The organism is Janthinobacterium sp. PAMC25594 (genome assembly GCF_019443505.1).
GTDB lineage: Bacteria > Pseudomonadota > Gammaproteobacteria > Burkholderiales > Burkholderiaceae_D > Janthinobacterium.
On record NZ_CP080377.1, the window covers coordinates 2,254,150 to 2,275,467 of the forward strand.

Below are 21,318 nucleotides of genomic sequence, written 5' to 3' on the forward strand. Positions count from 1 at the left end.
GAGTCATTGGTCAGTCTTGCTACGAACTGTCGGCCACGCCGCTGCAATTGGCCGCTTGCTGCTGCGGATCGCACACGCGCACCCTGCCCAGCATATTGATTTTAATATGCCGCACCTGCTTTCCCAAAGTCAGGGACAAGGTGCCCCAGCGCGCCGCCAGGCTATTGGTCGCGCTGCAACTGCGCCCTGCGCCATTGTAGGCGATATAAAACGGCGCCGTGGCCGAGGAAAATGTAAACTGGGCCGTAATGCCCGCCGGCAGCGGTCCCTGGCGGAACAGCAATTCGTCACCGTCATCGAACGCCAGGCTGGCATTGCGGTCGATAAAGACCAGCCAGCCCGTGCCCCAGTCCGTGCCACCAGGCCCGGCCGGCATCAGCAGCACGCGCTGGCCCCGCGCCATCGCCTGCGCCCGAGTCAATTCGATGGCCGAAAACAGGTCCGTGGCCGCCGCGCGCACTTGCTGGCGCGCCAGCACCTGCTGCAAGCCGGGCATGGCGGCGGCCGCCAGCAGCGCCGCAATCGCCAGCACGGCCAGCAATTCGAGCAAGGTATGCCCTGCCCACCGTGGCCGCTGGTGCGTGACCATGGCCTAAGTAATCCTCAGGAAATTATTGTGAATTTATGACGAACAGAACCGGATGCTATGCAAGGCGCCCGCTGCGACGCAGTGCGAGCACTGCTAGCAGCGGGCAACGCCGCAGAGGGCCGGTTATGGAAGTCAGAAATCACAATAATTTATTGGGGGTTACTTAGCGCCAGCAACGGCTGGCGGGGCCGCTGCTGCCGCGCTGGCCCGTGCTGCTCAGGGACAGCACGCCGCAATCGGCATCCTGGAATTGCGCATCGACCTTGGACGTGCCCGGCGTGGCCCGCAACAGCACGCATTGCCCGATCGCCAGGCCGGGACAGGCCAGCGCCTCGATTTCATACGCGCTGGCAGCCGGCCCGTCGCCGGACCACCAAGGAAACTGCTGCGCCTGCGACGCCGGCGAGGCCGAGGAAAAGGCCAGGTAATGATTGTTTTGCGAATAATAACGTTCCTGTTGCTGCATCAGCCGCAGCAGGGTCGCCTGCCCCTGTACCCGCTTGGCGCGCACGACATGGCCGTGATAAGCGGGCACGGCCAGCGCCAGCAGCAGACTCATGATTGCCAGCGCGGACAACAGTTCGATCAGGCTGAAGCCCGGCGCGTTGGCAGCAGAAGCGCCACCGTTTGCGGCGACCCAATTCCGGCTTGCCACTTCCATGCGACCTCCCCTCTTCCCAAAAAAGCGCCAGCCGATACGATGCGCATGCCATGCTCACGCCTATTTCTTCTTGGCCGCCTCGTGCAATTCGCGCCAGTTCGCCACTTCGCGCCAACTGAGGCGCCGCGCCGGCAGCGGCGCGCTGACGAACTTGAACCCCGCCCCGCTGGCCGCGCCGGGCAAGCCAGGTTGCAGCACAGCCAGTTCCTTGCGCCCTTCGGCCCGTCCTGCCGCCGTCGCGGCGCCCACCGTGCTATTGAGTTCCAGCGCCAGCGGCGGCGCGCGCGCCAGGCCATCGAACAAGCGCCCCGTCTGCTCGCCCGCCTGCACGACGCCGGCGCCATCGGCGGCGAAGCCGCTCAGCACATCGAGCACGTACAGGCGCGTGGCCGGCTTGCTGCACGGGTCGCGCCCGGGCAGGACGGTATTGAACAGCACCTTGCCGGCGGCCAGTACGGGACTATTGATGCTGCGTTCGCCCGTCTGCGCGGTGCCCATAAAATCGAGATACCAGCCGCGCATGGCCTCGCTGCCCGTGTAGCGCAGTTCGGCGCCGTCGACGCGCACGCCGCCCACCGCCTCGCCCAAGCCGCGCGGCTCCAGGTCGGCCCGGCTGCGCGTGGGGGATGTTTCCCGCAAATCATCGTGCACGGCATAAAACGACTGCGACAGAAAGGCGGCAGGCCAGGTATCGGCCGCTTCGACCAGCTTGCCCGTGCCGAACAGCAGCAGATAGCCGCCACCGGGCGCATACGCCACGCTCAGCTGCTGCGTCACCGGCTGGCGCCGCCCCTGCGCGTCGCGCGCGACAAAGACCAGCTTGCGCCCCTGGCCCTCCTTCCACGGCGGCCCGCCGGCCATGTCGAGACGCCAGATATTGCCCTGCAAATCGCCCGCATAGATATACGCCAGCGCACCGTCGCCGCCCGGCACCACGGCGGGCGGACCCAGGGCGTGGGACATGGCGTCCACGTCTGCGTCGCCATCGCTTTCATGGCCGCCGCCGCTGGCCACGGGCACCTTGAGCCGGAAGTAATTACTTCCCGACAGCCAAGGTGTACTGGGCGCCTTGTCCAGCGCCAGCAGGAAAATGGCGGCGGCCGCCGCGGGCGCCGTCGTATCCTTGCCATCGTCGGCATGATTGTTGTAGCCGCTGGCGACGATGGCAAAATCGCGGTAGGCCGGCGCACCCTGCTTGCCGCCCATGTTGATGCGGGCAAAGGATGGCGGGGCGCGCACGTTGCCCATCAGCCTGTCGTCGCGGTCGGTAAACTCCCACAGCGCCCCGTCCTGCGCGAAGCGCGCCGGATTGGTGATGTCGAGCGCAAACACGCCCTGCGCCCCGCCGCCCATGCCCGACACCAGCACCGTCCTCCAATGCCCCAGCGCCAGCACTTCCGCCGTGGCCGCTCCGCCATCAAGCAGCGGGCCGGGGCTGTAGTGAGTACTCGCAGCGGCTGCCGAAGCGCGCAGCAGCGCCTGCGGCAGATAGGCAAACAATTCGCTGCCCGTGCGCGCATCAAAGGCATGCAGCAAGCCGTCGTTGGCGCCCACATACAACATTTTTCGCCGCTGCAGCAGCACCTGGCGGTGCGTGCCATAGCCTGCCCCCGCCATGCCCAGCCCCGGCGCACCCACGTACAGCAGATTGCCGTATGGCGCCGCGCCCAGGCTGCCTGACCTGCGCCGCAGGAAGCCGCCCGGCTGGCCCACCTCGTGCGTGCGCTGGCCCAGCTGATACGCCAGCCGAGCTTCCCCTAGTCCATCGCCGCCGTCGAACGCGCTGCGCTGTTCCGCATCGAGCCGCGTCCAGGCCAGCGGCATCAGGGCGCCCTTGGCATCGAGCGTGTAGACGGGACGCAAGGACGTGGGCGTGCCATCCGGCACGGGCTTGTCCTGCCCGCCAGCGCGCCACCATGGCTTGCCGGGAAGCAGTGCGCCATCGGCCCCCACGGCAAACGCGGCGCGCGACAAGGTCATGCTGCCGTAAGCCAGCCGCAGCTGCGTCTGGAACCAATATGCCTCGTCCGTGCCGCTGGCCAGCGCCATCAGGGCCGGCCCCGCGAGCGTCGCCGGCAAGGTAGCCTTGTCGGCGGCGGCAAAGGCCGCGCGCAGTCCCGCGATCAGGGCGGCCGGGTCGCTGCCGGGCAAGTAATGGGCGGGCCAGCGGCCATCCAGGCTCCATTCATCGAACGCGCTGCCCGTTGCGCTCTTGAATGGGTTGGCGTCGCCGTTCGCATCGAGAAAACCGCCATATTTGGCCGCCAACAATAAAGGCGTAGAAGCGGGCGTAGAGCCGGGCACGCCCCCCGGGTCGCCCTGGCGCAAGTCGCCCGCATAGTGCTCGACCTTGGCCACGCCGTCGTTCTTGCCGCCAGGACGCAGCGCCTGCACGTGCGACCAATAGGCCAGGCCCGCCGCATGGTAGCTGGCGCCGCCCGTCCCGTCGGCCAGCAATTCCAGCGCCGCCAGGTCGGGCCGCGGCGCGGGATTGCACTGCACGCCGCCGCTTTCCAGGCTGCCCACCGCATGCGTCCAGGCCATGGCATCGAAGGGCGGCGGCGCAAAACCATCGGCGGCGCGGGCACGGTCGCCGTTCGATGCGGGAGTCACAGGGACATTGCCGGGCACGTAGCGGTCGAGCGCCATGCCCGCATCGCCGAGACTGACGACGATGTGGCGCTGGCAGCTGGCCGTTTGCGGGTCGCTCCATGGCGTCACGGCCGGCAAGCCGTCGTCGATGACAGGCGGGGCCGTGGCGGCTGGCACCACTGCGCTCGCTTGCCGCCCCTGCAGGTAGCGCAGCGATTCGTATAGCAATTCGGCCAGTGGCGCCGCGCTCGCGTACACGCCCGGATGCGCGGCGTTGCCGCGCCCCAGGCCATTGATGTAAGCGGTCACCCCGCCGCCAGGACCCGTAGTTTGAGACATATAGACGCCAGTGACTGGATTCCATTCGGCGCCAGCATTGTCTTGCGGCATATAGTCGGGCGCCATCCAGCGCTGCCTGCCCACGTGGGCCAGCGGCGCGCGCAGCACGCCGCCATACACGGGGCCGGCGCTGGCGCTCACGCCGTTCAAGTGGCCAAACACGCCCGCGCGCACCCTGCCGCCAAGGCGCTGCACGGCGCCCACCGGCTTGTAGTGCTTGCCATACGCCAGACACAAATCGTCACGCAGCGGCCCTTCTTCCGTGTCGCAGACGCGCACGCGCGCGAGGAACACGCCGTGCGTGGCGGCGACGCCGGGCGCGTCACAACTGCCGCCCGGGGGCAAGCTGGCGTCGCCGAACAGCAGGCGATTGCGGCAGGACACGATGGCCAGTTGCGCCAACGCAAACGGCGTCGCCGCCACGACGCCTGTCTGCAAGACCTTGCGCGGGAAAAAGACGGGGTGGGCAAAGAAGTCGATGGAGCTGTCAGCATCGGGCAGCCAGGCGCGCTGCAGCACCGTCTTGCGCACTTCGTCGATGACGCGGTCGCCGCCCGTGAGGGCATAGCGGACGATGTCAAGCATGCTGACGCTGGCCCAGTTCAGAAAGTTGCCGCTGAAACTATCGCCGCCGCAGCCGTGCAGCGCATCAGCCCGCTTCAGCACGGAGAAGTAAGCGGTCGCTACGCGCAAGTCCGGCTGCATGACGCCATCCTTGCTGCGATACGGATAGCTGTAGCACATGCGCGCATCGAAGTACCCGGCGTACTCGCGCTGCGGCGCATACTCGCCGCCATGCGCCGCAGCGGCGGCCACATGCGTGAGGGACAGGTTGAGCAGCAGATTCGGCGGCACCCTGGCGCCGTGCAAGCCCGCGTCGGCCCGCGCCAGCGTCACCGTCGGCTGGGCCGCGACGGCGCCGCCGCAAGCCAGGCCAGCCACCAGCAGCCAGGCGAACCACCAAGCGAATGACCAGGCCCTCATGGCGCCGCCCCGGCCGCCTGCTTGCGGTAATAACTTTGCAGCACGACTTGCGTGCTTTCCTGCGCGCCAAAACCGATGGCCGTGATGCGGTACACATAGCTTTCCGTCGCCAGGCCACCGGCCACGGCCGCCGCCTGCGCGCCGGGCGGGTGGAATGGCAGCAGTTCGATCAGGTAGCGGGGCCGGCGCGAGGGCAGGAAACCCTGCCCCGTCTGCATGACGGCGCCCGTAAACTGGCCATATGGCACGGCGCGGCTGCCACCTTCGGCGCCATCGAGGTCCGTGCTGAGCCAGAGCGCCGGCACGTCCGGGGCTGCTGGCAGGCACAGGCCCAGTGCGCCTCCTTCACCGCAGCCGTCGGCGAACCCGGCCGCGCTGCCTGGCGCGAAGAGGCTGCTACGCCCCGGCGCGCCGGGCAAGCCTTCGATATCGTTCTGCGCATCCACCAATGCCTCCTCCGCCGCCTGAAACGCGATCTGCCGGTCGCGCTCGCCGCGTGCCGCCTTTTCGCCCTGCAAGGCGATCTGCGCCGCCGATACGCCCAGCAGCAAGATGATCACCAGCAGGCACAGCACATACACGAGGGTGGCGCCACCGTGGCGCGCACGAGGCAAGTAAAAGCCAGCCATCGTGCCACCCTCCTATGCCGGCCCGTTGCGCAGCATGATGCTTGTCTGCAGCAGTTGCCGCAGCCGGGAGCGCGTCGCGGCGGGCAGGGACGCGCGCGCGATGCGCACGCCCGTGTCGACGGCGCCGTGCGCCTCGGCATACGCCTTGCCGAACAGGTCGAACTGCGCCGGTCCCAGTTCCGCCATCTTGTCCGCCTGGCCCGCCTCGCCATGCAGCAACAGCGCCACGCGCACGCCGGCCACGCGCTTCCAGTGCGTGCGGCTGTGCAAATCGCGCTGGCGCGCGGCCGCGTCGGCCCCCACCAGCACCAGCGCCGCGTCGTAGGCGTCGAGCGCGCTGGCGTTGACATAGCGGTTCGCCACGCCGTCGGGCGGCGTATCCGTGTCGAGCCCATACAGCACCTGGAAACCGTCGACGCCACGGATGACGGCGTCCGCGCCCCAGCCGTTCGCGCCACGGTACTTGCAGCGCAGTTCGCCTTCGCCATCGGCGCCCTGGGCCACATAGAAAATGCTCCAGCCCCGCTGCGCCTCCGTTTGCGCGGCGCCCACGCCGAAGCCCGCGCAGTTGAGCACGGAACCGTCGCCTCCCTCCTCCTTGCCGGCGCCGTAATAGCGCAGGGCCAGCACGTCGCTGCCATGCAGGGCGCCGGGCAACGCGCCGCTGATGCCCTCGCTGTTCTTGCCCAGGCTGTGCGCGTCGAGCCCCGCGATATTCGCGCTGTCGTGCGCGGCATGGGCGACGGGCGCGGCGCTGCTGTCCCAGTTCACATACGCCGTCTGGCGCACGGCGCGGGCGATGGTGTCGAGCGCATAGCGGCCATTGTCGTCCAGGCGCGCGCTGGCGGACTGGTCGCCATAGCTGCCGCTGGCCGCCAGCAGCACGCTACTGGCGGCCAGCATCAATAGCGCGCCCAGCGACAGGGCCACCAGCAATTCGACCAGGCTCACGCCACGATACGGGTACAAGGCGCCGTTCATGCGCCACCTCCGCCCAACTGGAATGCCAGCCTGGGCAGCGACTCGCCTGCCCCATTCACGGCGGGCGAGCCATCGGGCAAGCGGCCGCGCCAGCCCAGCTTGATGACGATGGGCGCGCCCTTGCCGCCGCTGCACGCCCAGTGCAAGCCTTGCGCAGCGGCATCCCAGGCGGGTGCATCACGGCAGATATGCAGGCGCGCGCCGGGCAAGGCCGCATGCAGTTGCTGTTTCCATTCGGCGATGTCGAATTGCGCCAGTTCGGCCGCGCCGCAGGCGGCAGTACCAAAACAGTCGGGCGCGCCGCCGCCTGCCTCGGCGTCGTCCGCCGCCGCATAGGCCACGTTCAGGTAGGGATTGCCCGTATCGGGGCCATTCATGAGCACGCTGTTCGCGCGCATGCGCTCGGCCATGCCGGCGGCCAGTTGCACGCCCGCCGACAATAGCGCCGACTCGTGGCGCGCGCGCAGGGAATGCAGTTGCAGGATGCTGGCGCCCAGCAAGCCCAGCGCCAACAGCAGCAACGACACCAGCACCTCGACGAGGCTGCTGCCACCGGCAGGAAACATAGTGCGACCGCCATTGCGCATGCGCTACTCCCTTCCGCAGAAAGAGTCGCAACAACAGGCGGCCCAGCTACAAGATAGGCGCGCGCAAAAAATCGGGTCTGCGCTGGCGCAAACAGCACGGCGATAAGATGAGAAGAACAGCGTAGGGATTGATCAGACCGCTTGCCAGGCGAACGCTGGCGTGGTGAACACGGGGCGCAGGAGCGGCCCCGTTTTCAACAAGGTGAACAAGAAGGTGTACGTCAGGGCTTGCTGCGCGCCTGTCCCACTTCGGCGATCGCATCCTGGAACTCGGCCAGGTCTTCGAAATTCTTGTAGACGGAGGCGAAGCGGATGTAGGCGATCTTGTCCAGACGCTTGAGTTCCTGCATGACGAGTTCGCCGATATAGCCGGAATCGACTTCGCGCAAGCCGCTGGTCAGCAGCTTTTCCTGGATGGAGGCGATGGCCGTATCCACCGAGGCGGCCGCGACGGGACGCTTGCGCAAGGCCAGCATCAAACTGCCGCGCAACTTATCCGCAGCGAACTCCGTCCGGCTGCCATTCTTTTTGACGACGGCCGGCATGATAAGTTCAATGCGCTCGTACGTGGTAAACCGCTTGTCGCATTTGCCGCAGCGGCGGCGGCGCCGTATGGCATCCCCTTCCTCCGATACGCGCGTATCGAGAACCTGGGTGTCGCCGTGCTGGCAAAATGGACATTTCATGGGCTGGCTACAACTTTATAGTAATAATTACGGGAAATCGCCGCCCTTGTACAAAGGGCGCCCGAATCACTCCGGGCGCCCTGGGGCACGAAGGAATGTGTCATACAGAATCTTACTCCGTATGACACATTCTGGACAAATAATTATGCGTACACCGGGTGCGCGTCGGCCAGCACTTTCACGGCCGCTTTCACGCGCTCGATGGTGGCGGCGTCATGCGGATTGTCCAGCACGTCGGCGATCAGGTTGCCCACTTCTTCCGCTTGCGCTTCCTTGAAACCGCGCGTCGTCATCGCCGGGCTGCCCAGGCGGATGCCCGAGGTGACGAAAGGTTTTTGCGGGTCGTTCGGGATGCCGTTCTTGTTGCAGGTGATGTGCGCGGAACCGAGGATGGCTTCGGCTTCCTTGCCCGTCAGGTTCTTGGCGCGCAGGTCGACCAGCATGACGTGCGATTCGGTGCCGCCGGAAACGATGCGCAGGCCGCGCTTGATCAGGGTTTTCGCCAGCACGTCGGCGTTCTTGACCACTTGCTTCTGGTATTCGACGAATTCCGGGCTCAGCGCTTCCTTGAAGGCAACGGCCTTGCCGGCGATCACGTGCATCAGCGGGCCGCCCTGGATGCCGGGGAAGATGGCCGAGTTGATGGCTTTTTCGTGCTCGGCCTTCATCAGGATGATGCCGCCACGGGGGCCGCGCAACGATTTGTGCGTGGTCGAGGTGACGAAGTCGGCGAACGGCACCGGATTCGGGTACAGGCCGGCGGCGATCAGGCCGGCGTAGTGGGCCATGTCGACCATGAACCAGGCGCCCACTTCCTTGGCGATCTTGCCGAAACGCTCGAAGTCGATCTTTTTCGAGAAGGCCGAGGCGCCGGCGATGATCAGCTTTGGCTTGCGTTCGCGGGCCAGACGCTCCATCGCCTCGTAGTCGATGTCTTCTTCCGCCGTCAAGCCATACGACACGACGTCAAACCATTTGCCAGACATGTTCAGCGGCATGCCGTGGGTCAGGTGGCCGCCTTCGGCCAGCGACATGCCCATGATCAGGTCGCCTGGTTTCAACATGGCAAAGAACACGCCCTGGTTCGCCTGCGAGCCGGAGTTCGGCTGCACGTTCGCGCATTCGGCGCCGAACAGCTGTTTCACACGGTCGATGGCCAGTTGCTCGGCCACGTCGACGTATTCGCAGCCGCCGTAGTAGCGCTTGCCCGGATAGCCTTCGGCGTACTTGTTCGTCAGCTGCGAGCCTTGCGCTTCCATTACGGCTGGCGACGTGTAGTTCTCCGACGCGATCAGTTCGATGTGGTCGTGCTGGCGCGTGTTCTCTTTTTGAATGACGGCGAACAATTCAGGATCGACGTTGGCGAGGGTGTGATCTTTTGCAAACATGTAAAAACTCCAAGTATGAGGGTGCTTGTACTGGCAGGTTGGATCGAATGAGGGGAGCCGGCGTTAAGTGAATAACAACATTGGACAGGCAGCCTCTTCGTGCTTTTCCATAGTGGCTACCCAGGCGAACGGCTGATGAAAAATCTCACGTTTCCCGGTGGGTGCCCACCTTTCGCCGGTTTGCCGATCGCCATCCAGGCAGATCGCCGACTTTTCGCCAGTCACGTGAGACGTAATGGAAATCAAATTGTAAGTTAAGTGTCCAAATTGAGCAAGGAATGCAACCGTGCGGCTATAATCGCCGCGCGCAGCCCGGGCATGGCCACAGGCCGCCCCGGAGCGTGACTGCGGCTCTTAAGCTGGACTTAAACCTGGCTGCGGCATGTAAGCGTATGTTACGAAGCTTGCCATTGCGCCCCCCGGATTTACAATGCTGCGGTGCAACTTATATGCAGCTTTTGCATGGCTTTCCAGCAAGCGCCCACAGTCACAAGAAGAAAAATCGCGTAAAATGTTGCTCAATCTCACTACTGGCGCAATAAACATGCCTTCAGTCTTTACCTGGAACGTACGTGTCTACTATGAAGACACCGACGCCGGCGGCATCGTGTATTACGCAAATTACCTGAAATTCTTCGAACGCGCGCGTACCGAATGGCTGCGCGCCATCGACGTGGGCCAGCAGGAATTGCTGGAACAGCACGACGCGATGTTCGTTGTCAAAAGCGTCAACGCCGACTATCATGCGCCAGCCAGGCTCGATGACACGGTAAGATTAACCTTAAGCATAGAAAAAATGGGGCGCGCCTCCATCGTTTTCCTGCAACAAGCCTGGTGCGGCGAGCGCCTGCTGAACACGGCCCGCGTCAAGATCGGCTGCGTCGACTCGACACTGCGCCCGCGCGCCGTGCCTGATGCAGTGGCGGCCCGCATGCGCGCCGCCTGAGCCCTACCGCCACCCCCCGGACAATTCACCCAACAGACTGCCAGCCAATGAACGTTACACAAGATCTTTCTTTCCTCGCGCTCATCTCCAATGCCCATTTGATCGTGCAACTGATCATGGCCCTGCTGCTGCTGATTTCCCTGACCAGCTGGACCTACATTTTCCGCAAGATGTTTGCCGTGCGCCAAGCGCGCAAGCAGACCATCGAATTTGAACGCAGCTTCTGGGCCGGCGGCAACCTGCATGCGCTGCATCAAAGCGCCAGCGGCAACCGCGACCAGAGCGGCGCGCTGGCCCGCATCTTCGATGCCGGCATGGGCGAATTCATCAAGGGCAAGGCATCGTACGGTTCGCGCGAAGCGCTGGACGTGGGCGCCGTGCTCGACGGCGCACGCCGCGCCATGCGCGCCGCCTTCCAGCGTGAAATGGACGTGCTCGAATCGCACCTGGCCTTCCTCGCCTCCGTCGGCTCCGTCTCGCCCTACATCGGTCTGCTCGGCACCGTCTGGGGCATCATGAACGCCTTCCGCGGCCTGGCCAACGTGCAGCAAGCCACCCTGGCAGCCGTCGCGCCCGGCATTGCCGAAGCGCTCATCGCCACCGCCATCGGCCTGTTCGCGGCCATTCCCGCCGTCGTCGCCTACAACCGCTTTTCGCATGACATCGACCGCCTGGCGATCCGCTTCGAGAGCTTCGTCGAGGAATTCTCCAACATCTTGCAGCGCCAGTCGCGCTAAAAGGGAGCAAGGTCCATGGGTTCCTCATTCAATAGCGGCGGCATGCGCGGTGGCCGTGGCCGCAAGTTCAAGTCCGAAATCAACGTCGTGCCGTATATCGACGTGATGCTGGTGCTGCTGATCATTTTCATGGTGATGCCATCGTCGAACAATCCCAGCGTGGTGAACCTGCCCAACGCGGAAAGGTCGGCGAAACCACCCGATGACTATATTCAGATTGTGCTGAAACCGAATGGTTCGCTGTCGATCGGCGTCATCGGCAAGGAACAGTTGTCGCCGGAAACGGAACCGAACCGCGACGCCCTGCTGCGCAAGCTGCGCGGCTTGCACGAGAGCAATCCCGACTATCCCGTGATGATCGCGGGCGACAAGGAAAGCAAGTACGACGATGTGATCCAGCTCATTTCGGAAGCGAAGAAGATGGGCATCACCAGAGTCGGCCTGGCCACCAAGTAAGCGCAGCACCCTGTTTCCAGACTTGACCGTTTTTAGATAGACTAGACTTTGCAGACCAAACAAATCGACCATGTACTCGGCAAGCCCTACAGCGTGCCGCGCGAACGCAGCCGCTGGCCCTCACTGGGCCTGGCGCTGGCGATGCACCTTGGCCTGCTGTTTTTCCTGTGGGTGGGCGTACACTGGCAAAATACGGAGCCTGTCGCCGTCGAAGCGGAAGTGTGGGACCTGAAAGTGCAGACGGCCGCGCCGCCGCCCGAGGTGACGACGGAACCGGAGCCGACACCGACTCCTCCGCCGCAACCGCAAGTGGAGCAGCCGGCCCCGCCGCCACCGCCGCCGGTGGCAGCGCCCGAGCCGAAGGTTGACCTGCGCGAGGCGGAGATCGCCCTGGAACGCAAGAAGGCCAAGCTGAAGGAAGAAAAAGAGAAAGCGGCAGCGGAAGAACGCCGCAAGCAGGAATTGAAGGAACGCGAAGAAGAAAAGCGCGAACTGGAAAAACAGAAGCAGAAAGAAAAAGACAAGGCTGACAAGCTGGAAAAAGAAAAAGCCGACAAGCTGGAGAAAGCCAAGGAAGCCAAAGAAAAAGCGGCGGAAGAAAAAGCCGAGAAAGAACTGGCCGATAAAAAAGCCGCGGCGGAAAAGGCCGCCAAGGCGAAGAAAGCGGCGGCGGAAAAAGCGGCAGCCGACAAATTGCATGCCGATGACATGAAGCGGATGATGGCGCAGGCAGGCAATGGCACAACGGGCACGGCCGCGAAAGCGACCGCGCCACGCAAGGACAGCGGCTATGTCGCTGCCCTGACGAGCAAGATCAAGAGCAATATCGCGTACAGCGGTAGCACGGACATGCCGGGTAACCCGCGCGCCGTGTTCAAGATCGAGCAACTGCCAACTGGGGAAATTATTTCGGTCCGAAAGATTAAAAGTAGCGGCCTGCCGGCGTATGACAGCTCGGTGGAAAACGCCATTAATAAATCGTCGCCACTGCCGAAGAAAAAAGACGGCACCGTGGAACGCGAGATTGAACTCATATTCGAGATGAAGGATTTGCCTAAATGATGACCATGAAAAAAATGAGCTATGTCGTACTCTGTGCCAGCCTGATACTGGGAGCCTCCGGCGCCCAGGCGCAGCTGCGCGTGGAGATTACGGGGATCGGCAGCAACCAGATCCCGGTGGCTGTCGCCAGCTTCGTCAATGAATCGGCGGCGCCGCAATCGCTGTCGGGCATCATCAAGGCCGATCTGGCGCGCAGCGGCGTGTTCAAGCTGATCGACGCCGATGCGCCCGTGTCGGAAACGGCGCCCGTCAGCTACGACCAATGGAAGTCGCGCGGCGCCGACGCGCTGGCGGCCGGCAGCGTACAAAGCATGGCCGATGGCCGCCTGGACGTGCGCTACAAGCTGTTCGACACCATCAAGGGCGCGCAGATTTCCAGCATGAACAATGCGGCGGCGCCGCAGTTCAATCGCTTGCTGGCGCACAAGATCGCCGATGACATCTATGAGAAGCTGACCGGCACGAAAGGCGCGTTCGCCACGCGCATCGCCTACGTCACGCAATCGGGCCGCGAATACCGCCTGGAAATCGCCGACGCCGATGGCGAAGGCATCCAGGTCGCCCTGCGCTCGAACGAGCCGATCATTTCACCGTCGTGGTCGCCGGATGGCACCAAGGTGGCGTATGTCTCGTTCGAAAAGAAAAAACCCATCGTTTACGTGCAAAACCTGGTGACGCGCCAGCGCACCATCGTATCGAATGAAAAAGGCAGCAATTCGGCACCCAGCTGGAGCCCGGACGGCGCGCGCCTGGCCGTGGCCCTGTCGCGCGATGGCCATACCCAGGTCTACACCGTCAATGCCGACGGCAGCGGCTTGCGCCGCGTCGGCAACAGCAGCGGCATCGATACGGAACCCCAATTCTCGGCCGATGGCCAAAGCATTTACTTCACCAGCGATCGCAGCGGCGGACCACAAATCTACCGCATGTCGGTCAGCGGCGGCGAAGCCAAGCGCGTGACGTTTGGCGGCTCCTACAACATCAGCCCGCGGATTTCGTCCGACGGGAAGACTCTTGCTTATATTTCCCGTCGCGACGGCAATTTCCAGCTCTACGCGCTCGACCTGGCTAGTGGCCAGGAACTGCGCCTGTCGGACACCGCCAACGACGAATCACCGAGCTTTTCGCCCAACGGGAAATATATCATGTACGCGACCGAATCCGGACGACGCAAGTCGCTGGCAGTGGTATCGGTGGATGGCCGCGTCAAACAGCGTTTGACTACGCAAGCTGGCAATATCAAGGAGCCCACCTGGGGTCCTTTCATGAAGTAAATGCTGTACAGTTTCACCTTTAACCATGACCCGGAGAATAAAAATGAGTAACTTTAAAAGTTTGGCTTTCATCGCCGCTACCGCAGCCCTGCTGTCCGCCTGCAGCACCCCAGTCAAAGTCGCAGAAACCCCAGTGGTTGAGCGCGCTCCTGAAAAAGTCGTCGCTCCAGTTGACACCCGTCAAGTTCAGCCAGTAACGACCGCATCGGTCGATCCACTGGACGATCCAAAAGGCGTGCTGGCTAACCGCAGCATCTACTTCGACTTCGACAAATACGTCGTGCGCGAAGCGGACACCCCAGTCGTGCAAAACCACGCTGCTTACCTGGTGAAAACCCCAGCACGCAAGATCCTGATCCAAGGTAACACCGATGAACGCGGTGGCGCTGAGTACAACCTGGCCCTGGGCCAGAAACGTGCTGAAGCCGTGCGCAAGTCGATGGCTGCCCTGGGCGTGCCAGAAGGCCAAATGGAAGCCGTATCGCTGGGCAAAGAAAAGCCTAAAGCACAAGGCAGCAACGAAGCAGCATGGGCTGAAAACCGCCGCGCTGACATCGTTTATTGATGTTCAAGGGTGAGCGCCGCAGCATTGACGCTTACCTAACTGGCCAGTCATAGGCATAATAATGGGGCGCAGCGCGGTGATTCACCGCCCGGCGCCCCGTTTGCATGTTTTGCGTAACCTTTGAAAGCCCGACCCATGATGACATTCTCGAAAGCCGGCGTCGCCGCCGCCTTGATGGCCGCGTTTGCCTACCTGCCCCTGCACGCCAACGCCGCCCTGTTCGACGACGACGAAGCGCGCAAGGCCATCCTGGAGCTGCGCGCCAAGGTGGACGCCATGGCGCGCGACCTGAACAGCCGCATCGACACCAAGGCGGACAAGACGAGCACCTTGAGCCTGCTCAACCAGCACGACCAGACCATGCAAGAGATCGCCCGCCTGCGCGGCCAGATCGAAGTTCTGGGCAACGACCTGGCGAACACGCAAAAGCGCCAGAAGGATTTCTACACCGACATCGACGCGCGCCTGCGCAAGCTCGAACCGCGCCAGGTCACCATCGACGGCCAGGAAGCGGCCGTGGGCGTCTCCGAGCAAAGCACCTACGAATCCGCGTTCGGCCTGTTCAAGTCGGGCGACTACAAGGGCGCCGTCACGGCACTGGACGCCTTCGTGAAACGCTATCCGGAATCGGCCTACGCGGCCAACGCGCAATACTGGCTGGGCAACGCCTATTACGCCCAGCGCGACTGCAAGAGCGCCATCACGGCCCAGCAGGCAGTGCTGAAACACTACCCGGACAGCCCGAAGGCGCCCGACGCCATGCTCAACATCGCCAGCTGCTACACGGAGCTGAAAGACAAGCCGAACGCGACCAAGACGCTGAACGCCCTGATCTCGCGCTACCCGGACTCCAGCGCGGCGCAAGCGGCCAAGGAACGGGCCGGTAAAAAGTAAAACCGGGGAAAAAATTGCCCGTTAGGTTTGACAGAATCCCGGGCACCCCCTATAATCTTCCTTCTTCGGGTCGTTAGCTCAGCTGGTAGAGCAGCGGACTTTTAATCCGTTGGTCGCAGGTTCGAATCCCGCACGGCCTACCACGAATACGCAGTACTGATCTGCTTGCGAGTTGTACTGGCAAGCATTTTTTTACGGCACAGTGTTACCGAAGTTGTTGTAAAAAGTTTTTGGGTCGTTAGCTCAGCTGGTAGAGCAGCGGACTTTTAATCCGTTGGTCGCAGGTTCGAATCCCGCACGGCCTACCAAATACTATGAAGAAGCCAACCGTTCGCGGTTGGCTTTTTTGTTTTGGGCAGCATCACTTGCACGGATGCCATTCCTGACGCAAATCAAATGCTTTATCACCCGCGATACAGCTTTGTCGGACTGTCGTATAATCAGACCATCATGAGCACCATCCTGCCCTCGACCACGTCCGCATTTGAGACGACGGAAGCCGCCGAAACCTATGACCACTGGTTTCGCGCCAAGGTATTGGCGTCACTGAATGATGACCGCCCTGCCCGCCCACATGACACTGTCATGGCGCAACTCAAGAAAATCGTCGCAGCCGGGCCTGATGACCATGCTGCCGATTCAATGGAAGGTTGAAGCCCAGGAAGATTTGACCGCGATACTCACGTACATCGCGCAGCGTAACCAGCCGGCGGCGCTGCAGCTTTACAACGGCATCGACAACGCCATCTCCCAACTTCCCCATTTATACCGACCTGGAAGAGTTTCAGGCACGCGCGAACTGGCTGCCCATCCAAACTATGTCGTCGTATATCGGGTTGCAGCAACGGCGATAGAAATTCTTGCCGTCCTGCACACACGACAACTATATCCCTGAGCCCCTCCCGGCATACCGGAAACCGGTCGTTAACGCGACACCAGCGCCGGCCTCCCGGCCAGCTGCGCCACCACACCGCCCATCATCCGTCCCAGCGGCACCTCCACCCAGCGGTAAAATGCGGCACCGGCCGCCAGGCTGGCGCCCCAGGCGGTCAGCATACCCAGCGCCTGCCAGGCCGGCTCCAATGGGACATAAGAGGTAAACAAGGCATTCACCAGCAGGCTGACGGGAAAGTGGACGAGAAACACCGCATACGAGATGCGTCCCAGGGCGTTGATGATGTTCCAGGCGCCGCCCTGCGCGGGCGTACGGGTACGGCCGAACAGGAACAGCGCGCAGGCGACGATCAGCGCCAGGGCGATGCGGCTGCGGTAGTCGACGGCCAGGGCCAGCAGCACGGGCACGGCGGCCATGACCATGAGCGCGACCATGGCACCGGGCTTGCGCCTGGGGTCGCTGGCCCACCAGGCCATGAGTCCCAGGCCATAGCTGCCGAAGAAATACGGCGCCCAGTTGTCCCAGCCCGCGTCGAGATTGAAATACAGCAAGGAAAAGGTGATGCTCACGGTGACGGCTAGCGGCATCAGCCAGCCCATGCGCCGCTGGCCCGCCAGGCGGCCGCCCAGCCACAGCAGCGATACCGTCAGCAGGTACAACTGGAAATCGATGGCCACGTACCAGGCGCCGGCCGACAGCGACTCATAGCCCAGCACGCCGTGCAGCAGCAAGGCATGGGCGCTCAGCTGGCCCAGGGTGACGGCGGCCGACATGGAATCGTGTTGCATCCATATACCGGCCACGGGCGTGATGATGGCGGCGAGCAAGGTGGCGGCCAGGAAAGGCGGCGCCAGCTTGGCATAGCGGCGCCAGACGGACCGCAAGGGGGTAGCGATGCCGGGACGACCGGCGGGCGAGAGGGATTTGGCGACCAGGAAGCCGCCGATGACGAGAAACACTTGCACGGCGATGCGCGCGCTGCCGCCCAGCCAGTCCAGCAACGCGGGCCACAGGGGGCGCACGTAATCGGACATCGGGCCGTAAAACGCCAGGTGATGCAACACGATCAACTGCGCCGCGCCCGCCTTTAAACCATTGATCCACCCAAACTGCGGACGACTTGCCAGGTCCGCCTGTGATACCGCTGCTACTACCGTCATTCCCATCCCTTGCCATGCCAGGTAGTGTCGCCAGCCCATCGCGCAACTGGCGCGCGGCCGGGGATTTACCGAAAGGCCGACATGATAGCCGAGCCTGGCAAATGGCGGGGTACGGCAGGCGACTAAGCCGCCGGCTTTTCCGCTTCCGGCGCCTCGGCGGCCAAGGGCTGCTGCGCCAGAATGGCGTCGAGCAAGCCAGGAAAACGGCTCTCGATATCGGCGCGGCGCAGGGTGTTCATGTGCGTCGTGCCCGCGTTTTCCGTGTAGACGAGGCCCGCTTCGCGCAAGACCTTGAAATGGTGGGAGACGGTCGACTTCGGCCGCCCGCCATCGAGGTCGCCGCACGCGGCCGCCTCCACGCGGGCCAGGTGGCGCACGATGTCGAGGCGGATGGAATCGCTCAGGGCATACAGCACTCTTTCGAGCACGAATTCGCTGGCGGGAGGATGTTTGTGTGGACGCATGAGCAGAATCATACAGCATGCGCTATACTAATTCCATTCTTCGAATATTTACGAACTACCGAATCAGCATCTCCCCACTTTTCCATCAACACACACAAAGGCCACCATGTCCGCCCTCTTCCAACCATTCAGTCTTAAAGACATCACCCTGCGCAACCGCATCGCCGTGCCGCCCATGTGCCAGTACATGGCCGTCGATGGCCAGGCCAACGACTGGCATCTGTCGCATTATGCGGGCATGGCGCGTGGCGGCGCGGGCCTGGTGATCGTCGAAGCGACGGCCGTGGCACCGGAAGGCCGCATCACGCCCGGCTGCACGGGCATCTGGAACGATGATCTGGCGCAAGCCTTCGTGCCCGTCGTGAAAGCCATCAAGGCGGCCGGCTCCGTGCCCGGCATCCAGATCGCCCACGCGGGCCGCAAGGCCAGCGCCAACCGCCCATGGGAAGGCGACGACCATATCGCTGAAGGCGACGCGCGCGGCTGGCAAACCATCGCCCCGTCCGCCATCGCCTTTGGCGGCGGCCTGCCGAAAGTGCCGCGTGCCATGGACCTCGACGATATCGCCCGCGTGCAACAGAACTTCGTCGACGCGGCCATTCGCGCGCGTGAAGTGGGCTTCGAGTGGCTGGAACTGCACTTCGCCCACGGTTACCTGGCGCAAAGCTTTTTCTCGTCCCACGCGAACCAGCGCGACGATATCTATGGCGGCAGCGTGGAAAACCGCAGCCGCTTCCTGCTGGAAACATTGAAAGCCGTGCGTGCCGTGTGGCCCGAACACCTGCCGCTGACCATCCGCTTCGGCGTGCTGGAATTCGACGGCCGCGATGAGCAAACCCTGCTCGAATCGATCGGCCTGGTGCGCCAGTTCAAGGATGCCGGCATGGATATGCTCAGCGTCAGCATGGGCTTTACCATTCCCGACGTGTCGATTCCGTGGGGTCCGGCCTTCATGGGCCCGATTGCCGAAAGAGTCCGCCGCGAAGCGGGCGTGCCCGTCTCGTCCGCCTGGGGCTTCGGCACGCCGGCCATCGCCGAGCGCGTCGTCAAGGAAGAACAGCTGGACGTGGTGATGGTGGGCAAGGCGCACCTGGCCAATCCGCACTGGGCATATTTTGCCGCCAAGGAACTCGGCGTCGAGCGCGCCTCGTGGACCCTGCCGGCACCGTACGCGCACTGGCTCGAACGCTATTGATCATCCTTGACCGTTGCCGGATGCCCCTCCAGGGGCAGTTCCGGCAGGAACAGCAGGAAGACCAGCCCCAATAGCAGCAGCACGGCGCCGGCGCCAAACACGCTGGCGATCGCATGGCGGTACACTTCCACCGTCTGCGCCGCCGCCTGCGCACCGAGCGCCGACACGGCTTCCACGCCGTGTTTGTGCAACTGGTGCGCCAGGATGGCGCCGGACGCCGTCACGCCCAGCAAGCCGCCCAGCGAGCGGAAAAAGGCCAGCATGGCCGTGCCCACGCCCCGGCGCGCCAGGGGCAAGGCATTTTGCACGGCGATCGTCATGTTCGGCATCACCAGTCCCAGCCCCGTGCCGAGGAAGAAGATGGCCGGCTCGATGATCCAGTAGCCGCGCGACGTTGCCATGGCCCAGGCCAGCACGGCAAACGACACGACCGCCACGCCCAGCCCCGCCACCTGCACCATCTTGTACTTGCCCGAGCGCGACAGCACGCGGCCGTTGAACATCGACGACGCCACCAGCCCCACCATCATCGCCACCGTCATCACGCCCGATTCGGCCGGACTGGTGCCCATCACCAGCTGGAAGAACAGGGGGAAGAAGACGCTGGCGCCCATCAAGCCCATGAAAGTCATGGCCATCACCAGGCTGGCGATATTGAAAGTGCGGTTTTCGAACAAGTCGGGCGGCAGCACGGGCTCGTCCACCCTGCCCACGTGGAAGGCCAGCCAGATACCCAGCAGCAGCGCGACACCGCCGCACACCTTGATGGCGAAGGAATCCCACGGCCACTCCGTGCCGCCCAGCGCCAGCACCAGCAAGGCCGCCGTGATGGCGCCCGTCAGCAGCGCCGACCCCAGGTAGTCGATCTGGTGCGCATGCGTGCGCGCCGGCTTGCGCATGGCGCGCGCGATGATGACAAAGGCGGCCGCGCCGATGGGCAGGTTGACATAGAAAATCCAGTGCCACGACAGGGCATCCGTGATGACGCCGCCCAGCACCGGGCCCAGCACACTGGTGACGGCAAACACGATGGGCACCATGCCCTGCCGCTTGCCCCGTTCGGCCGGTGGCACGATGTCGCCGATGATGATTTGCGCCAGCGGCATGAAGCCGCCCGCACCGAGGCCCTGGATGGCGCGGAAGATGATCAGTTCCGTCATGTTCTGCGCCAGCCCGCACAGCACGGAACCGAGCAAAAAGGTCAGCAGGGCCGTAAAGATCATCGGGCGGCGGCCGTACTGGTCGGCCAGCTTGCCGTACAGGGGCATGGTGGCCGTCGAGGCCAGCACATACGCCGTCACCACCCACGACAGATGCGCCATGCCGCCCAGGTCCTCGACGATGCGCGGCAAAGCCGTGGCGACGATGCTCTGGTCCAGCGCGCCGAGGCCCAGCACGGCCATCAGGCCCAGATAGATGGCGCGCACTTCGCGCTCGGTGACGGGCTTCGCGGCGTCTTTTTCAGCGCCTGCGGCGTGATCGTGGCCGCTCATGCCTGGCCAATCTCGAGCAGAGGCTGCATGGCGGCGGCCAGCGCATCGACCTGCTGCGGCGACAAGCGGGCGATGCGCCGCGCCAGCGCATCGCGGCGCCGCGCGCGCACGGTCTCGAGCATGGCCATGCCTTGCGCGGAGACCTGCAGGCCCGAGCGGCGCCGATCTTGCGGATCGGGCGCGCCGCGCTCGACCAGCCCCGCCTCTTCGAGCGACTTGACTTGGGCGCTGACGGTCGGCCCGCGCACATTCTGCAGCCGCGCCAGCGCAGCCACGCCGATGCCGGGCTGCTCGTGGATCAGCGCCAGCAGCATGTATTGCATCATCGATACATTGCCTTCCAGCTCGCCCCCTTCGCGCTGCATGGAACGCAGCAGGCGTTTGAACGCCACGCGCAAGTCATCGGACAGCGCCAGCGCGCGTTCGGGGATGGGAAGGTCTTCGGTAGTGGGCATGGGATGATATAAATAGGTAGGCTATCTATCCATATTAAACCGTGCACGAGGGTCATGCAAGGTTTTTTCCATCCCCGCCCTTCCCAAAACCGCCGTTGGCCGTCATAATAGCCGCCCTTGGGTCGTTAGCTCAGCTGGTAGAGCAGCGGACTTTTAATCCGTTGGTCGCAGGTTCGAATCCCGCACGGCCTACCAAGATATTAAAAAGCCCGCGAACGCAAGTTCGCGGGCTTTTTTGCATCTGGCGCACATCCGAAGATGCCGGGCACGCTGGCGTATCGCCGGT

General features: G+C 63.8%; 22 protein-coding genes, 3 tRNA genes and 1 riboswitch. Of the genes, 13 read left to right on the top strand and 12 right to left on the bottom strand.

The genetic code is table 11. The features are described 5' to 3' along the window. Positions 1–19: 19 nt before the first annotated feature. From KY494_RS10115 to glyA, 8 genes are all read right to left on the bottom strand, one after another. Entirely contained in the window at positions 20–589 is a 570-nt protein-coding gene (locus KY494_RS10115) for a GspH/FimT family protein (protein ID WP_258194785.1), read from the bottom strand. Positions 590–752: 163 nt separating this feature from the next. Next, complete coding sequence (locus KY494_RS10120) at positions 753–1,250, bottom strand: type IV pilin protein (protein WP_219890846.1); 498 nt, start codon at positions 1,248–1,250, stop codon at positions 753–755. Positions 1,251–1,310: 60 nt separating this feature from the next. Continuing rightward, positions 1,311–5,165 (bottom strand): pilus assembly protein, encoded by a 3,855-nt coding sequence (locus tag KY494_RS10125; RefSeq protein ID WP_219890847.1) that lies wholly within the window; start codon positions 5,163–5,165, stop codon positions 1,311–1,313. Next, positions 5,162–5,794: a PilX N-terminal domain-containing pilus assembly protein gene (locus tag KY494_RS10130; RefSeq protein ID WP_219890848.1), complete on the bottom strand. Its 633-nt coding sequence runs from the start codon at positions 5,792–5,794 to the stop codon at positions 5,162–5,164. The genes KY494_RS10125 and KY494_RS10130 overlap by 4 nt, the downstream gene beginning before the upstream one ends. Before the next feature lie 12 nt (positions 5,795–5,806). Then, positions 5,807–6,775 (bottom strand): PilW family protein, encoded by a 969-nt coding sequence (locus KY494_RS10135; protein ID WP_219890849.1) that lies wholly within the window; start codon positions 6,773–6,775, stop codon positions 5,807–5,809. Next, the gene (pilV, locus tag KY494_RS10140) at positions 6,772–7,341 is read right to left on the bottom strand and encodes a type IV pilus modification protein PilV (RefSeq protein ID WP_219890850.1); all 570 of its coding nucleotides are present in this window, start codon (positions 7,339–7,341) and stop codon (positions 6,772–6,774) included. The genes KY494_RS10135 and pilV overlap by 4 nt, the downstream gene beginning before the upstream one ends. Before the next feature lie 242 nt (positions 7,342–7,583). Next, positions 7,584–8,048, bottom strand: coding sequence for a transcriptional regulator NrdR (gene nrdR / locus KY494_RS10145; RefSeq protein WP_071078724.1), 465 nt, complete (start codon positions 8,046–8,048; stop codon positions 7,584–7,586). Between the two features lie 143 nt (positions 8,049–8,191). Then, on the bottom strand, positions 8,192–9,436 hold the full coding sequence (gene glyA, locus KY494_RS10150) for a serine hydroxymethyltransferase (protein WP_219890851.1): 1,245 nt from the start codon (positions 9,434–9,436) through the stop codon (positions 8,192–8,194). Between the two features lie 111 nt (positions 9,437–9,547). Next, positions 9,548–9,671, bottom strand: a riboswitch (ZMP/ZTP riboswitch). Between the two features lie 309 nt (positions 9,672–9,980). On the opposite strand from glyA, the gene ybgC reads away from it, so the two are divergent. The 11 genes from ybgC (at position 9,981) to KY494_RS10205 (ending at position 16,265) form a co-directional block, all read left to right on the top strand. Continuing rightward, positions 9,981–10,382 (top strand): tol-pal system-associated acyl-CoA thioesterase, encoded by a 402-nt coding sequence (gene ybgC / locus KY494_RS10155; RefSeq protein ID WP_219136423.1) that lies wholly within the window; start codon positions 9,981–9,983, stop codon positions 10,380–10,382. Positions 10,383–10,429: 47 nt separating this feature from the next. After that, positions 10,430–11,119, top strand: a complete 690-nt coding sequence (gene tolQ / locus KY494_RS10160; protein ID WP_071078726.1) for a protein TolQ — start codon at positions 10,430–10,432, stop codon at positions 11,117–11,119. A gap of 15 nt (positions 11,120–11,134) precedes the next feature. Continuing rightward, entirely contained in the window at positions 11,135–11,575 is a 441-nt protein-coding gene (locus KY494_RS10165) for an ExbD/TolR family protein (RefSeq protein WP_242428498.1), read from the top strand. Positions 11,576–11,623: 48 nt separating this feature from the next. Further along, the gene (gene tolA / locus KY494_RS10170) at positions 11,624–12,637 is read left to right on the top strand and encodes a cell envelope integrity protein TolA (protein ID WP_258194786.1); all 1,014 of its coding nucleotides are present in this window, start codon (positions 11,624–11,626) and stop codon (positions 12,635–12,637) included. A 5-nt stretch (positions 12,638–12,642) separates the two neighbouring features. Further along, on the top strand, positions 12,643–13,911 hold the full coding sequence (tolB, locus tag KY494_RS10175) for a Tol-Pal system beta propeller repeat protein TolB (RefSeq protein WP_375143481.1): 1,269 nt from the start codon (positions 12,643–12,645) through the stop codon (positions 13,909–13,911). Between the two features lie 43 nt (positions 13,912–13,954). Next, on the top strand, positions 13,955–14,476 hold the full coding sequence (gene pal, locus KY494_RS10180) for a peptidoglycan-associated lipoprotein Pal (RefSeq protein ID WP_071078728.1): 522 nt from the start codon (positions 13,955–13,957) through the stop codon (positions 14,474–14,476). A 135-nt stretch (positions 14,477–14,611) separates the two neighbouring features. Beyond that, positions 14,612–15,370, top strand: coding sequence for a tol-pal system protein YbgF (ybgF, locus tag KY494_RS10185; RefSeq protein ID WP_219136425.1), 759 nt, complete (start codon positions 14,612–14,614; stop codon positions 15,368–15,370). A 67-nt stretch (positions 15,371–15,437) separates the two neighbouring features. Then, positions 15,438–15,513 (top strand) — tRNA-Lys (locus KY494_RS10190). An 89-nt stretch (positions 15,514–15,602) separates the two neighbouring features. Next, positions 15,603–15,678 (top strand) — tRNA-Lys (locus tag KY494_RS10195). A 142-nt stretch (positions 15,679–15,820) separates the two neighbouring features. Next, positions 15,821–16,024: a stability determinant gene (locus KY494_RS10200; protein ID WP_219890853.1), complete on the top strand. Its 204-nt coding sequence runs from the start codon at positions 15,821–15,823 to the stop codon at positions 16,022–16,024. Beyond that, on the top strand, positions 15,993–16,265 hold the full coding sequence (locus KY494_RS10205) for a type II toxin-antitoxin system RelE/ParE family toxin (protein ID WP_308836430.1): 273 nt from the start codon (positions 15,993–15,995) through the stop codon (positions 16,263–16,265). Before KY494_RS10200 ends, KY494_RS10205 begins: the two co-directional genes overlap by 32 nt. A gap of 29 nt (positions 16,266–16,294) precedes the next feature. Here the strand turns inward: KY494_RS10205 and KY494_RS10210 are convergent, their stop codons facing one another. Both KY494_RS10210 and KY494_RS10215 read right to left on the bottom strand, forming a co-directional pair. Beyond that, positions 16,295–17,425, bottom strand: a complete 1,131-nt coding sequence (locus KY494_RS10210; RefSeq protein WP_219890854.1) for an acyltransferase — start codon at positions 17,423–17,425, stop codon at positions 16,295–16,297. 122 nt (positions 17,426–17,547) lie between these two features. Next, positions 17,548–17,889 carry a helix-turn-helix transcriptional regulator gene (locus KY494_RS10215; RefSeq protein ID WP_219136427.1) on the bottom strand — a complete coding sequence of 114 codons (342 nt, stop codon included), beginning with the start codon at positions 17,887–17,889 and terminating at the stop codon, positions 17,548–17,550. Positions 17,890–17,995: 106 nt separating this feature from the next. Here KY494_RS10215 and KY494_RS10220 point away from each other — a divergent pair, with 106 nt between their 5' ends. Then, the gene (locus tag KY494_RS10220; RefSeq protein ID WP_219890855.1) at positions 17,996–19,084 is read left to right on the top strand and encodes an NADH:flavin oxidoreductase/NADH oxidase; all 1,089 of its coding nucleotides are present in this window, start codon (positions 17,996–17,998) and stop codon (positions 19,082–19,084) included. On the opposite strand, the gene KY494_RS10225 is transcribed toward KY494_RS10220, so the two are convergent. Continuing rightward, positions 19,078–20,577: an MDR family MFS transporter gene (locus KY494_RS10225; RefSeq protein WP_258194788.1), complete on the bottom strand. Its 1,500-nt coding sequence runs from the start codon at positions 20,575–20,577 to the stop codon at positions 19,078–19,080. The genes KY494_RS10220 and KY494_RS10225 overlap by 7 nt on opposite strands. After that, complete coding sequence (locus tag KY494_RS10230; protein WP_219890856.1) at positions 20,574–21,032, bottom strand: MarR family winged helix-turn-helix transcriptional regulator; 459 nt, start codon at positions 21,030–21,032, stop codon at positions 20,574–20,576. Before KY494_RS10230 ends, KY494_RS10225 begins: the two co-directional genes overlap by 4 nt. Before the next feature lie 119 nt (positions 21,033–21,151). Between KY494_RS10230 and KY494_RS10235 the strand changes: the two genes are divergently transcribed. Continuing rightward, positions 21,152–21,227: transfer RNA gene (locus KY494_RS10235), tRNA-Lys, on the top strand. The last annotated feature ends 91 nt before the right edge of the window (positions 21,228–21,318 follow it).